The 12,741-nt window shown below is 64.4% G+C and carries 14 protein-coding genes; 4 read left to right on the top strand and 10 right to left on the bottom strand.

Going from position 1 to position 12,741, the window contains the following annotated elements; translation table 11 throughout:
• Positions 1–235 precede the first annotated feature (235 nt).
• From ACIP02_RS00855 to gshB, 10 genes are all read right to left on the bottom strand, one after another.
• On the bottom strand, positions 236–613 hold the full coding sequence (locus tag ACIP02_RS00855; protein ID WP_400612309.1) for a gamma-butyrobetaine hydroxylase-like domain-containing protein: 378 nt from the start codon (positions 611–613) through the stop codon (positions 236–238).
• A gap of 88 nt (positions 614–701) precedes the next feature.
• Positions 702–2,045, bottom strand: a complete 1,344-nt coding sequence (hslU, locus tag ACIP02_RS00850) for an ATP-dependent protease ATPase subunit HslU (RefSeq protein WP_400612307.1) — start codon at positions 2,043–2,045, stop codon at positions 702–704.
• A 76-nt stretch (positions 2,046–2,121) separates the two neighbouring features.
• Positions 2,122–2,652: an ATP-dependent protease subunit HslV gene (gene hslV, locus ACIP02_RS00845; protein ID WP_003249309.1), complete on the bottom strand. Its 531-nt coding sequence runs from the start codon at positions 2,650–2,652 to the stop codon at positions 2,122–2,124.
• 163 nt (positions 2,653–2,815) lie between these two features.
• A complete protein-coding gene (locus tag ACIP02_RS00840) occupies positions 2,816–4,087 on the bottom strand; it encodes a dihydroorotase (RefSeq protein WP_400612304.1) in 1,272 nt (423 codons plus the stop codon).
• Complete coding sequence (locus ACIP02_RS00835; protein WP_008099987.1) at positions 4,084–5,088, bottom strand: aspartate carbamoyltransferase catalytic subunit; 1,005 nt, start codon at positions 5,086–5,088, stop codon at positions 4,084–4,086. The genes ACIP02_RS00840 and ACIP02_RS00835 overlap by 4 nt, the downstream gene beginning before the upstream one ends.
• A gap of 12 nt (positions 5,089–5,100) precedes the next feature.
• Entirely contained in the window at positions 5,101–5,619 is a 519-nt protein-coding gene (gene pyrR / locus ACIP02_RS00830; RefSeq protein ID WP_201202213.1) for a bifunctional pyr operon transcriptional regulator/uracil phosphoribosyltransferase PyrR, read from the bottom strand.
• A 49-nt stretch (positions 5,620–5,668) separates the two neighbouring features.
• Positions 5,669–6,094, bottom strand: a complete 426-nt coding sequence (ruvX, locus tag ACIP02_RS00825) for a Holliday junction resolvase RuvX (RefSeq protein ID WP_400612301.1) — start codon at positions 6,092–6,094, stop codon at positions 5,669–5,671.
• A complete protein-coding gene (locus ACIP02_RS00820) occupies positions 6,094–6,663 on the bottom strand; it encodes a YqgE/AlgH family protein (protein ID WP_400612298.1) in 570 nt (189 codons plus the stop codon). The genes ruvX and ACIP02_RS00820 overlap by 1 nt, the downstream gene beginning before the upstream one ends.
• A gap of 382 nt (positions 6,664–7,045) precedes the next feature.
• A complete protein-coding gene (locus ACIP02_RS00815; RefSeq protein WP_400612295.1) occupies positions 7,046–7,951 on the bottom strand; it encodes a TonB family protein in 906 nt (301 codons plus the stop codon).
• A 146-nt stretch (positions 7,952–8,097) separates the two neighbouring features.
• Positions 8,098–9,051 carry a glutathione synthase gene (gene gshB / locus ACIP02_RS00810; RefSeq protein ID WP_400612293.1) on the bottom strand — a complete coding sequence of 318 codons (954 nt, stop codon included), beginning with the start codon at positions 9,049–9,051 and terminating at the stop codon, positions 8,098–8,100.
• A gap of 243 nt (positions 9,052–9,294) precedes the next feature.
• Between gshB and ACIP02_RS00805 the strand changes: the two genes are divergently transcribed.
• Genes ACIP02_RS00805 through ACIP02_RS00790 form a run of 4 tightly spaced genes read left to right on the top strand, consistent with a single transcriptional unit; the run spans position 9,295 to position 12,732 of the window.
• Positions 9,295–9,696 carry a PleD family two-component system response regulator gene (locus tag ACIP02_RS00805; RefSeq protein WP_400612290.1) on the top strand — a complete coding sequence of 134 codons (402 nt, stop codon included), beginning with the start codon at positions 9,295–9,297 and terminating at the stop codon, positions 9,694–9,696.
• A gap of 47 nt (positions 9,697–9,743) precedes the next feature.
• Positions 9,744–10,109: a twitching motility response regulator PilH gene (gene pilH, locus ACIP02_RS00800; RefSeq protein WP_400612288.1), complete on the top strand. Its 366-nt coding sequence runs from the start codon at positions 9,744–9,746 to the stop codon at positions 10,107–10,109.
• Positions 10,106–10,660, top strand: coding sequence for a chemotaxis protein CheW (locus tag ACIP02_RS00795; RefSeq protein WP_173891341.1), 555 nt, complete (start codon positions 10,106–10,108; stop codon positions 10,658–10,660). The genes pilH and ACIP02_RS00795 overlap by 4 nt, the downstream gene beginning before the upstream one ends.
• A gap of 47 nt (positions 10,661–10,707) precedes the next feature.
• The gene (locus tag ACIP02_RS00790; protein WP_400613225.1) at positions 10,708–12,732 is read left to right on the top strand and encodes a methyl-accepting chemotaxis protein; all 2,025 of its coding nucleotides are present in this window, start codon (positions 10,708–10,710) and stop codon (positions 12,730–12,732) included.
• Positions 12,733–12,741: the final 9 nt, after the last annotated feature.

Here is a 12,741-nt window from a genome sequence, read left to right as displayed (position 1 = left end):
CGGATGCTGTGACGGCGCACAGCCCTGAGCCCGGTACTGCTACTCGGGTGACCAGTGATAAGAAACAGCGGTGCTGCGGGGTTTAGACTGCCTGCAAATGGATGCAGGGACCTTGCCACACCCATTGGTTACCCGACTTTCATGTAATGCGCAAGACAGCCCGTCACTGGGCTGTCTGTAAGTCATTCAAACAGATGAATTTAGAAAATGCGCTCTAAACCCTGCAGGCCTTGCGCTAGAGCATGAGTTTCACCACCGATTCGGCCGGGTCGCGGGATTTACCGGCCTTGTGCAACTCGTCGAGGTACTCGGCCCACAGCTGTTGCTGGCGCAGGCACAGCTGTTCGAGGTATTCCCAGGTGAACAGGCCGCTGTCATGGCCGTCGTCGAAGGTCAGTTTCAGTGCATATTGGCCGGCGGGTTCCAGGCCACTGAGGCCGACGTTGATCTTGCCGAACTGCAGGATCGGGTTGCCGTGGCCCTGGACCTCGGCTGAGGGGGAGTGCACGCGCAGGAATTCGGCGGGCAGGGTGTAGACCTCGTCGGGGGCGTAGGTGAGGCTGAGGGTTTTCGAGGCTTTGTGCAGGTTGATGGCGGTGGGCAGGCGGGCCATGGCTGGAATCTCTGGGGAGCTGATAGTGCACAGCTTCGGGAGATTCGGGGGAATGTGCAAGGGGGCCGCACAGCGGCCCCCTGCGGTCTTACAGGATGTAACGCGACAGGTCTTCGTTCTGCGCCAGCTCACCCAGGTGGCTGTTCACATACGCTGCGTCGATCTGGATCGGCGTTTCATCATGGGCGCTGGCCAGGTCACCGGCACTGAACGACACTTCTTCCAGCAAACGCTCAAGCAGGGTGTGCAGGCGGCGGGCACCGATGTTCTCGGTCTTTTCGTTGACCTGGTAGGCAATCTCGGCCAGGCGCTTGATGCCGTCGGCGACGAACTCGATGTTCAGGCCTTCGGTTTTCAACAGCGCCTGGTATTGCTCGGTCAGCGACGCGTGCGGCTCTCGCAGGATGCGCTCGAAGTCTTCCGGGGTCAGTGCCTTCAGCTCGACGCGAATCGGCAGACGGCCTTGCAGCTCGGGCACCAGGTCGCTTGGCTTGCTCAGGTGGAAGGCACCCGAGGCAATGAACAGGATGTGGTCGGTCTTGACCATGCCCAGCTTGGTGTTGACGGTGCAGCCTTCGATCAGTGGCAGCAGGTCGCGCTGTACACCTTCACGGGACACGTCGGCGCCGCCAACGTTGCCACGCTTGGCAACCTTGTCGATCTCGTCGATGAACACGATGCCGTGCTGCTCGACCGCTTCCAGGGCCTTGGCCTTGAGTTCTTCTTCGTTGACCAGGCGGCTCGCTTCTTCGTCGCGAACCATTTTCAGCGCTTCTTTGACCTTCAGCTTGCGCGCCTTGCGCTTGCCTTTGCCCATGTTGGCAAACAGGTTCTGCAGCTGGTTGGTCATTTCTTCCATGCCAGGCGGTGCGGCAATTTCAACACCGGCGGTCTCAGCCACTTCGATCTCGATTTCCTTGTCGTCCAGCTGGCCTTCGCGCAGGCGCTTGCGGAACAGCTGACGGGTGTTGGAATCGCTGCTGGTCTGCGCGGCTTCTTCGCTGAAGCTGGTCACCCGGGCCTGAGGCAGCAGGGCATCGAGGATGCGGTCTTCGGCGGCATCTTCGGCGCGGTGGCGTACGCGGACGATTTCCTGCTCGCGCAGCATCTTCAGCGCGGCATCGGCCAGGTCACGGATGATCGACTCGACGTCGCGGCCCACGTAGCCCACTTCGGTGAACTTGGTGGCTTCGACCTTGAGGAACGGCGCGTTGGCCAGCTTGGCCAGGCGACGGGCGATTTCGGTCTTGCCGACACCGGTAGGGCCGATCATCAGGATGTTCTTCGGCGTTACTTCGGCACGCAGCTCGGCTGGGAGCTGCATGCGCCGCCAGCGGTTGCGCAGGGCAATGGCGACGGCGCGCTTGGCGTCGTCCTGGCCGATGATGTGGCGGTTGAGTTCGTGGACGATCTCGCGGGGGGTCATGGACATGATGAAAATGGTCCTTGGGCAGATGAGTCAGCGTGGAAAAGCCCCGTCACCGGGAAGGGGCGCCAGAACAGCTGAATCAGTCGGCCAGGTCCTGCTCCTCGATGGTCAGGTTGTGGTTGGTGAACACGCAGATGTCACCGGCGATGTTCAAGGCAGTTTCGGCGATTTCACGGGCAGAGAGGTCGGTCTTGTTCAGCAGGGCGCGGGCTGCGGCCTGGGCGTAGGCGCCACCGGAACCCATGGCGATCAGGCCGTCTTCGGGTTCGACTACGTCACCGTTGCCGGTAATGATCAGCGAGGCGTCCTTGTTGGCCACGGCCAGCATGGCTTCCAGGCGGCTCAAGGAACGGTCGGTACGCCATTCCTTGGCCAGCTCGACGGCGGCGCGAACCAGGTGGCCCTGGTGTTTTTCCAGCTGCCCTTCAAAGCGTTCGAACAGGGTGAAGGCGTCGGCGGTGGCACCGGCGAAGCCGGCGATGACCTGGCCGTGGTACAGGCGGCGCACTTTCTTGGCGTTGCCTTTCATCACGGTGTTGCCGAGGGATACCTGGCCGTCGCCGCCCATGACGACTTTGCCGTTACGGCGGACAGAAACGATGGTGGTCAAGGGGAGAGTCTCCACGCAGCGGGGCGAAAGTGCCTGATGCAGACTCATATGGGGGGAGGGGGGAAGAGTTTCAAGCTTCAAGCTACAAGCGACAAGAAAAAGCAGATCGGTGGATGACTGGCTTCTTTCTTGCGGCTTGCAGCTTCAAGCTTGAAGCTAGCCGTCAGGCCTCGTGGCAAACATGCCCATCGACCAGGGTATAACGCACCGCACCCGGCAGGCAGTGACCGATGAACGGGCAGTTCTCGCCACGCGACAGCCATTGCTCGCCGGCAACGGTCGAGGCCTGCGGGTCGAACAGCACCAGGTCGGCAGCACCGCCCACTTTCAGCTCACCGGCCGGCAGGCGCAGGGCCGCAGCCGGGCCGCTGCTCAGGCGGGCCAGCAGGGTCGGCAGGTCGAGCAGGCCGTCCTGCACCAGGGTCATGGCCAGCGGCAGGAGCAACTCAACGCTGCTGATACCTGGCTCGGTAGCACCGAACGGGGCCAGCTTGGCGTCGCGCTCGTGCGGCTGGTGGTGGCTGGAAATCGCCTGGATCACGCCCGACTTCACTGCCTCGCGCAGGCCGTCACGGTCAGCGGCAGTGCGCAGCGGCGGCTGCACGTGGTACAGGCTGGAGAACTCGCGCAGCGACTCGTCAGTGAGGATCAGCTGGTACAGCGCAACGTCAGCGGTCACCGGCAGGCCAAGCGCCTGGGCCTGGGCGATCAGCCGCGCGCCACGGGCGCTGGTGATCTGGCTGAAGTGCGCACGTACGCCGGACTGCTCCACCAGCAGCAGGTTGCGCGCCAGGGCCACGGTCTCGGCGCTTTCCGGAATACCCGGCAGGCCGAGGAAGCTGGCCATCGCGCCTTCGTGGGCCAAACCGCCCTGGGCCAGGTCGCGGTCCTGGGAATGGAACACCACGGTCAGGTCGAAGGTGGCGGCGTATTCCAGGGCGCGGGCCAGGGTACGGTTGTTGGGGATTTCCTTCAGGCCGTTGCCGAAGGCCACGCAACCGGTATCACGCAGGGCCACCAGTTCAGCCAGCTGTTCGCCTTCCAGGCCCTTGGTCAGGGCACCGATCGGGTAGACCTTGCTGTTGGCGGCCTCGCGGGCGCGGTCGAGGATCAGTTCGGCCACTGCCGAGGTGTCCAGCACCGGCTTGGTCTGTGGCGGGCAGCACAGGCTGGTGACGCCACCGGCCACGGCGGCGCGGGTTTCGCTGGCGATAGTGCCCTTGCGGCTGTAACCCGGCTCGCGCAGGGACACGGCAAGGTCGACCAGGCCAGGTGCGGCAACCAGGCCATCGGCCTGGATCGTGCGGCTGGCGCTGAAACCGGCCGGGGCAGCGCCGACCGCGGCAATGCGGCCACCGTCCAGGTGCAGGTCGGTGACCTGGTCCAGGCCGCTGATGGGGTCGATGACCCGGGCGCCAAGAATACTGATGGTCACTGGGCGTTCTCCTGGTCGAATTGACGTTGCGCGTTCTGCCCGCTCATGGCCATGGACAGCACCGCCATGCGCACAGCGATGCCATAGGTGACCTGGTTGAGGATCACCGAGTGCTTGCCGTCGGCCACTGCCGACTCGATTTCCACGCCACGGTTGATCGGGCCCGGGTGCATGACGATGGCATCCGGCTTGGCCCCGGCCAGGCGCGCAGTGGTCAGGCCGAACAGGCGGTAGAACTCGCCTTCGCTGGGCAGCAGGCCGCCGGCCATGCGCTCACGCTGCAGGCGCAGCATGATCACCACGTCGACGTCTTTCAGGCCTTCGGCGAGGTCGGTGTAGACCTTTACGCCGTATTGCTCGATGCCGATCGGAATCAGGGTTTTCGGGCCGATCACGCGAATGTCCGGGCAACCCAGCGCTTTCAGCGCGAGCATGTCGGAACGGGCCACGCGCGAGTGCAGGATGTCGCCGACGATGGCCACCGACAGGTTCTCGAAGCTGCCCTTGTGGCGGCGGATGGTGAGCATGTCGAGCATGCCTTGGGTCGGGTGCGCGTGGCGGCCATCACCGCCGTTGATCACGGCAACGTCCGGGCACACGTGTTCGGCGATGAAGTGCGCGGCGCCCGAGTCGGAGTGGCGCACGACGAACATGTCGGCGGCCATGGCCTCGAGGTTGCGCAGGGTGTCGAACAGGGTCTCGCCCTTGCTGGTCGAGGAGGTCGACACGTTCAGGCTGATCACGTCGGCCGACAGGCGCTGGGCCGCCAGTTCGAAGGTGGTTCGGGTACGGGTCGAATTCTCGAAGAACACGTTGCACACGGTCTTGCCGCGCAGCAGCGGGACTTTTTTCACAGCCCGGGCGCCGACTTCCAGGAACGAGTCGGCGGTGTCGAGGATCTCGGTGAGCAGTTCGCGGGGCAAACCGTCGAGCGAGAGGAAGTGGCGCAGCTGGCCCTGATCATTGAGCTGCAGCGGGCGCTTGGCGTCGATTGGCGTCATCGCGGGGGACTCTTAAAGGGCGGAAGCGGAGGCGAGGTCCTGGCGCTCGAGGGCGAGCGGTGCGGGTCCGGTCAATTTTACCCGTTCATGGGCCGCCAGCGACAGGGTGGCGCCAAGCACATTCGGGCGGATCGGCAGTTCGCCGGCATCCAGGTCCAGCAGGCAGACCAGGGTGACGCTGGCCGGGCGGCCATAATCGAACAGTTCGTTGAGCGCCGCGCGGATGGTGCGGCCGCTCATCAGTACGTCATCCACCAGCACCAGGTGCTGGCCTTCGACCTCGAACGGCAGCTCGGACGGGCGTACCTGCGGGTGCAGGCCGTTCTGGCTGAAGTCGTCGCGGTAGAACGAAACGTCCAGGGTGCCCATGGCGCTGGTGTCGCCCATGGCCTCCTGCAGGGCCTGGGCAACCCAGACACCGCCTGTGCGGATACCGATGTAACGCGGTTCGCTGATGTTGCGGCGGGCCAGGTGGGCACGAAGGTCGACAGCCATCTGCCGGACCAGCTCGGCGGGATTGGGTAGGCTCATTGCGGGCTCCTCGGAAGGGTGCGCCGGGCGGGGCCGGCGGCAAAGATGATCAGGTATTGGCCTCCAGCCAGCCTTGCAGCAGCAGGGCGGCGGCGATTGCATCGACCGGGTTGTCGCGGTAGCTGCCGCGCTGGCCGCCACGGGCCATGCGCTCGCCTTTGGCCTCGAAGGTGGTCAGGCGTTCGTCGTGGGTGTGCACGGGCAGGTTGAAGCGGCCGTTCAGGCGGCGGGCGAATTTTTCGGCGCGGGCGCTCATTTCACTGGGCGTGCCGTCCATGTTCAGCGGCAGGCCGACGACGATAGCGTCGGGCTTCCATTCGGCAATCAGCTTTTCTACCTGGGCCCAGTCCGGCACGCCGTTCTGCGCCTTCAGGGTGCACAGTTCGCGGGCCTGACCGGTAATCACCAAGCCGACGGCCACGCCGATCTGTTTGCTGCCGTAGTCGAAGCCCAGCAGTAAGCGTAGCTCTGGCATCAGGCGTGGCCCGCCTGGCTGGTCAGCAGGTGCAGATTGATGCCCAGGCTGGCGGCGGCGGCCTCCAGGCGCAGGTCACTGGCCATGCCGAAGATGATTTGCGGATCGAACGGGCAGTTGAGCCAGGCATTGTCGGCCAGCTCCGCTTCCAGCTGGCCGGCCTCCCAGCCGGCATAGCCGAGGGTGATCAGGCTCTGTTTCGGGCCGACCCCGGCGGCGATGGCCAGCAGGATGTCCTGCGAGGTGGTCAGCGTCAGCCCTTCCAGCGCCACGCTCGCCTGGAAGCTGCATTCGCTGCTGTGCAGCACGAAGCCGCGGTCGGTCTGCACCGGGCCGCCCTGGTAGATCGGCACTTGCAAGGTGTCGGCCGGCGGCGTTTCGTCCGGGCGCAGCTGCTCGAGGATGTCGGCCAGGTTCAGCTCCTGCGGCCGATTGACCACCAGGCCCATGGCGCCATGGGCGTTGTGCTCGACGATGTACGTGAGGGTCTGGGCGAAGTTCGGATCGGCCATATGCGGCATGGCGATCAGGAACTGATGCTTGAGGTAGCTCGGCGTGAGGGTTTTCATGGGGGGATAGTGTGGCGCCAGGTGGCGGGGCTGACAAGGTGCGCTTTGTGTCATCTGGTTGGCGCCTGTCTTGAGGGTTTTGGCGCCTGTGAGATCGAGCGCCGCCCGCGCGGCGCTTCGCGGGGCAAGCCCGCTCCCACATCTGTTTCAGGCCAGTCACTCCTGTGAGGGCACCGCTGTCCGCCTTGTTTGTTCCATTCGATATCGAGCAAAACTGCTTTTCATCTATCTCCAGCCATGCATCAAGGCTGCAACCCACCTGGCACAGGAATAATTGGCCAGAAACAGATGTGGGAGCGGGCTTGCCCCGCGAAGCGCCGCGCGGGCGGCGCTCGATATCCGCGCCACCGCATACCCAAAGCCCTACACCCAAGGCAAAACCTCAATTACTGGACAAACGGTCCCCACGGGCAAAGCGCCAGGTGCGGATGATCTCCAGCCGGTCAAACTCGGCCAGATCCCCGGTAAACGGCGCAAACGGCGCCGCCAACCGGACGATACGCTGTGCCGCCTGGTCCAGCACCGGTCGCCCGGACGATTCCAGTACCAGCACCTCGTACAGCGAGCCATCACGGTTGATCGACACCATCATGCGCAAATTGCCGTAGATCTGCTGCCGGCGCGCTTCGTCGGGGTAGTTCAGGTTGCCCACCCGCTCAACCTTCTTGCGCCACTCTTCCTTGTACCAGGCGCCCTTGTCGCGCATGGTCGAGGCGGCGTTCAGGCGGTGGATCCGCGGGCGCTTGGCGTACAGCTGCTGCTCGTTGGACAGCTCCGCCTCCAGGCTGGCGATCTGGCTGGACAGCTGCGAGCTGTCGAAGTCCGGCGCAGGCGCGGCGGGTTTGGGCTGCGGCTTGCTTTCCTTGGGCTTGGGCTCGACTTTCTGCGCCTTGGGTGCAGTGGTCACTACCGCCGACTTCTGCGGGGTTGGCGGTGGCACCACCTCGGGCTTGGCCGCAGGCGGCGGGGTGATCTTGTTGATCTTGCTGTCCTGGAACGGTGCCAGTTCGGTGGTCTTGGGCACCGCCTTCTTGTCCAGGGTGCCGCTGCCTTGCTGGTTGTCCTGGGCCTGGAAATCAGCCTTCTCCGGCGGTTTTTCGCTTTTGAAGGTGGCCAGGGTGATGTCCATGGTGTGGCGGATTTCGGCCGGTTTGACCACGGTGAAGCCGACGCCAAGGATCAGCGCCAGGTGCACCAGGGCAGCCAGGAACAGGGTAAAGCCGAGCCGGTCCACCGGGCGAACACGGGGCGGCAGCAGGTCGGCGGGGATGTCAGCGGGCAGCGTCATCAGGTATCCAGGGGCAGCTTCAAGCTTCAAGCTATAAGCTACAAGTAAGAGCAGTTCGGCGCAGGCCGGCTGTTCTTGTGGCTTGCAGCTTGTAGCTTGCGGCTGAGCATATTACCCCACTCTGGGTGTTTGCCGCGCGTTGCCGGTCAGCGCGCCTTCAGCTGGCGATCAATGGCGTCCATCAGCTTGCCACCGATATCGGTGTTGTAGGCATTGTCGATTTCGCGAATGCAGGTCGGGCTGGTGACGTTGATTTCGGTGAGGTAGTCGCCGATCACGTCCAGGCCAACGAACAGCAGGCCCTTCTCGCGCAGGGTCGGGCCTACCTGAGCCGCAATCCAGCGGTCACGCTCGCTCAGCGGGCGGGCTTCGCCACGGCCACCGGCGGCGAGGTTGCCACGGGTCTCGCCGCTGGCCGGGATGCGCGCCAGGCAGTAGTCGACCGGTTCGCCGTCGATCATCAGAATGCGCTTGTCGCCGTCCTTGATCGCCGGCAGGTAGGCCTGCGCCATGATCTGCTGGGCACCCAGCGCGGTCAGGGTTTCGAGGATTACCGACAGGTTGGGGTCGCCCACCCGGTGGCGGAAGATCGACGTGCCGCCCATGCCATCCAACGGCTTGAGGATCACATCGCCATGCTGCGCCGCGAATTCGCGGATAATGTCCGGGCGACGGCTGACCAGCGTCGGTGGCGTGCACTGCGGGAACAGCGTGGCAAACAGTTTTTCGTTGCAGTCACGCAGGCTTTGCGGGCGGTTGACCACCAGCACGCCGTCGTTCTCGGCTTGCTCCAGCAGGTAGGTGCTGTAGACAAACTCCATGTCGAACGGCGGGTCCTTGCGCATCAGGATCACATCCAGCTCGGCCAGGGTGCTGTCCTGCTCCTCGCCCAGCTCGAACCAGCGGGCCGGGTCGGCAAACACTTTCAGTGGGCGCATGCGCGCACGGGCCTTGCCTACGCCCTGGTACAGGTCGCGCTGCTCCATGTAGAACAGGCTCCAGCCGCGTGCCTGGGCGGCCAGCAGCATGGCCAGCGAGCTGTCCTTCTTGTAGGAGATGGACGCGATGGGGTCCATGACAATGCCGAGGCGAACGCTCATGGGGTGGTTCCTCTTGGCGGCGCGTGGCCGCGATGGATCGAAAGAAAAAGTGGCTCAGGGTGGCGCTGTGAACGCCGCTGGTCAAGGGGCGGCGCAGATGGAACGGCCACCCGGAGTGTGCTAAAAATGCAGCTGCAAGCCTTTAGCTACAAGCCCCAAGAGAAAAGCAGCCGCGTGCCGGCTGGGCTTTTCTTGTAACTTGCCGCTTGCAGCTTGCAGCTAAATTCCCACTGGTAGGCGTCTATGGAACAACCCCTGAAGGTGATGGTGATCGACGATTCGCGCACGATCCGCCGCACCGCGCAGATGTTGCTCGGTGAAGCGGGCTGCGAAGTAATCACCGCCAGCGATGGCTTCGACGCCCTGGCCAAGATCGTCGACCATCAGCCCAGCATCATCTTCGTCGATGTGTTGATGCCACGCCTGGACGGCTACCAGACCTGTGCGGTAATCAAGCACAACAGTGCCTTCAAGGACACCCCGGTAATCCTGCTGTCGTCGCGCGATGGCCTGTTCGACAAAGCCCGCGGCCGGGTGGTGGGTTCCGATCAGTTCCTGACCAAACCGTTCAGCAAGGAAGAACTGCTCGACGCGATCCGCGCCCACGTGCCCGGGTTTGCCGCATCTCAACAACACGCACGCTGACCGCGCCCCGCCATGGCACGGTCCTACTTTCCTGATGGGGAACCAGCATGGCCCGAGTTCTGATTGTCGACGACTCGCCGACAGAGATGTACAAATTGGCTGGATGGCTTGAAAAACACGGTCATGAGGTGCTCAAGGCCAGCAACGGTGCCGACGGCGTGGCCCTGGCCCGACAGGACAAGCCCGATGCCGTGCTGATGGACATCGTCATGCCCGGCATGAACGGCTTTCAGGCCACCCGCCAGCTCAGCAAGGACCCGGAAACCAGCGCCATCCCGGTGATCGTGGTGACCACCAAGGACCAGGAAACCGACCGCATCTGGGCCACGCGCCAGGGCGCCCGTGACTTCCTCACCAAACCGGTTGAAGAAGACGCGCTGATTGCCAAGCTCAAAGAAGTGCTGGGGGCTTGACCACCCGCCCGCAGGGCGCGTCGCTGACCGCCTTCGAACTGTTGCTGGACATCGACCGGCGCTGCCGTTTGCTGGTCGCCGACCAGCCACCGCAGGACAATCGCCTGCAGGAGTGGAGCGGCATCGGCTTTCGCATTGCCGGGCAGTGGTTCGTCGCGCCCATGGGCGAAGTGGCCGAGGTGCTGCGCGAACCGCGCAGCAGCCGCGTCCCCGGTGTGCAGCCGTGGGTCTGCGGGGTGGCCAACCTGCGTGGCCGGCTGTTGCCGGTGATGGACCTGAGCAGCTTCTTTGGGCTGGGCCATGTCGCCCCGGGCAAGCAGCGCCGGGTGCTGGTGCTGGACCATGAAGACCTGTTCGTCGGCCTGCTGGTGGACGAGGTGCTTGGCCTGCAGCACTTTGCCCTCGACAGCCTGCAACTGTCGCCGCCGCAGCCGCTGATCCGCGCTGCTGCACGCTTTGTGCAGGGGCACTTCCCGCGTGAACGCAACTGGGCGATCTTCAGCCCCTTCGCCCTGGCCCAGGCGCCGGGCTTTCTCGATGTGGCGTTATAGGACCTGCGAACGTGAACAAGCCTGCCACCCCCGTCACAGCCACCACCGTGACCCCACGTACCCGCAGTATCGCGCAGATCACTGTGCTGTTCCTGATCCTGATCCTGTCGATCATCCTGCTGTTCGCCAACTTCGCCTACCTCAATACCCAGTCCAACTACGACAAGCAGTACATCGGCCATGCCGGCGAACTGCGCGTGCTGTCGCAGCGCATTGCCAAGAACGCCACCGAGGCGGCCACCGGCAAAGCCCTGGCGTTCAAGCTGCTGTCGGATTCACGCAACGATTTCGAGCGGCGCTGGGGCTACCTGCGCCAGGGCGACAAGTCCACCGGCTTGCCGCCGGCACCGGTCTCGGTGCGTGACGAGATGGAAGCGGTACGCCGCGACTGGGAAAACCTGCGCAAGAACACCGACACCATCCTGGCCAGCGAGCAAACCGTGCTGTCGCTGCACCAGGTGGCGGCGACCCTGGCCGAGACCGTGCCGCAGTTGCAGGTGGAGTACGAAAAGGTCGTCGAGATCCTGCTGCAGAGCGGCGCCCCGGCCAACCAGGTGGCGGTGGCCCAGCGCCAGCTTTTGCTGGCCGAGCGTATCCTTGGCTCGGTCAATACCGTGCTGGCCGGCGACGATACGGCAGCCCAGGCAGCGGATGCCTTCGGCCGCGATGCCGGGCGCTTCGGCCAGGTGCTGGAGGGCATGCTCAACGGCAACGCGACCATTCAGGTGACCCGTGTTGCAGATGCCGACGCCCGTGCCCGGCTGGCCGAAATTGCCGAGTTGTTCCAGTTCGTAGCCGGCTCGGTGGATGAAATCCTCGAAACCTCGCCCGAGCTGTTCCGGGTACGCGAGGCGGCAGGCAATATCTTCAGCCTGTCGCAAACCCTGCTCGACGAGGCCTCGCACCTGGCCAACAGCTTCGAGAACCTGGCGGGCGGGCGCACCCTCGATACCGTGGGTGGCTATGCCCTGGGCCTGCTGGCGCTGGCCTCGATCATCCTCATTGGCCTGGTCATGGTGCGCACCACCAACCGCCAGTTGCGCGAGACGGCAGAAAAGAACGAACGCAACCAGCAGGCGATCATGCGCCTGCTCGACGAAATCGAAGAGCTGGCCGATGGCGACCTGACGGTGACTGTCTCGGTGACCGAAGACTTCACCGGCGCCATTGCCGACTCGATCAACTATTCCGTAGACCAGTTGCGCGACCTGGTTGCCACCATCAACCACAGTGCGGTGCAGGTTGCCGCTGCCGTGCAGGATACGCAGAACACCGCACGCCAGTTGGCCAAGGCCTCCGAGCACCAGGCCGAGCAGATCAGCGAAGCCTCCGAGGCGGTTGGCGACATGGTCGAGTCGATCGACCGGGTTTCCGCGCACGCCTATGAGTCGGCCAAGGTGGCCGAGCGCTCGGTGGCCATCGCCAACAAGGGCAACGAGGTGGTGCACAACACCATCAACGGCATGGACAACATTCGGGAGCAGATCCAGGACACCGCCAAACGGATCAAGCGCCTGGGCGAGTCTTCCCAGGAAATTGGCGACATCGTCAGCCTGATCGACGACATTGCCGACCAGACCAACATCCTCGCCCTGAACGCGGCAATCCAGGCCTCGCTGGCCGGTGAGGCCGGCCGTGGTTTCGCCGTGGTGGCCGACGAGGTGCAACGCCTGGCCGAACGCTCGTCGTCGGCCACCCGCCAGATCGAGGCGCTGGTGCGCACCATTCAGGCGGACACCAACGAGGCCGTGATCTCCATGGAGCAGACTACCGCCGAAGTGGTGCGCGGCGCCCGCCTTGCCCAGGATGCCGGGGTGGCGCTGGCCGAGATCGAAGGCGTGTCGCAGAACCTTGCCGACCTTATCCACAGCATTTCCGATGCCGCCCAGTTGCAGACCTCGTCGGCCGGGCAGATCTCCCACACCATGGCGGTGATCCAGCAGATTACCGCGCAAACCTCCGCCGGCTCTGGCGCCACCGCCGACAGCATCCGCCACCTGGCGCGCATGGCCAGCGAGATGCGCCGTTCGGTGTCCGGTTTCACCTTGCCGCCACCTGCTGAGCCCAAGTGAAGCGGCCAG

The organism is Pseudomonas sp. NPDC089408 (genome assembly GCF_044749445.1).
Classification (GTDB): Bacteria; Pseudomonadota; Gammaproteobacteria; order Pseudomonadales; family Pseudomonadaceae; genus Aquipseudomonas.
Note: the sequence above shows the minus strand (reverse complement) of the source record. Positions and strands in the feature narration are given on the sequence as shown.

Coding starts and splice junctions, on each gene's coding strand:
- hslU (WP_400612307.1), bottom strand. CDS start 2,045: ATGTCCATGACCCCCCGCGAGATCGTCCACGAACTCAACCGCCACATC.
- pilH (WP_400612288.1), top strand. CDS start 9,744: ATGGCCCGAGTTCTGATTGTCGACGACTCGCCGACAGAGATGTACAAA.
- ACIP02_RS00855 (WP_400612309.1), bottom strand. CDS start 613: ATGGCCCGCCTGCCCACCGCCATCAACCTGCACAAAGCCTCGAAAACC.
- ACIP02_RS00815 (WP_400612295.1), bottom strand. CDS start 7,951: ATGACGCTGCCCGCTGACATCCCCGCCGACCTGCTGCCGCCCCGTGTT.
- ACIP02_RS00820 (WP_400612298.1), bottom strand. CDS start 6,663: ATGAAAACCCTCACGCCGAGCTACCTCAAGCATCAGTTCCTGATCGCC.
- ACIP02_RS00835 (WP_008099987.1), bottom strand. CDS start 5,088: ATGACGCCAATCGACGCCAAGCGCCCGCTGCAGCTCAATGATCAGGGC.
- ruvX (WP_400612301.1), bottom strand. CDS start 6,094: ATGCCAGAGCTACGCTTACTGCTGGGCTTCGACTACGGCAGCAAACAG.
- gshB (WP_400612293.1), bottom strand. CDS start 9,051: ATGAGCGTTCGCCTCGGCATTGTCATGGACCCCATCGCGTCCATCTCC.
- ACIP02_RS00805 (WP_400612290.1), top strand. CDS start 9,295: ATGGAACAACCCCTGAAGGTGATGGTGATCGACGATTCGCGCACGATC.
- pyrR (WP_201202213.1), bottom strand. CDS start 5,619: ATGAGCCTACCCAATCCCGCCGAGCTGGTCCGGCAGATGGCTGTCGAC.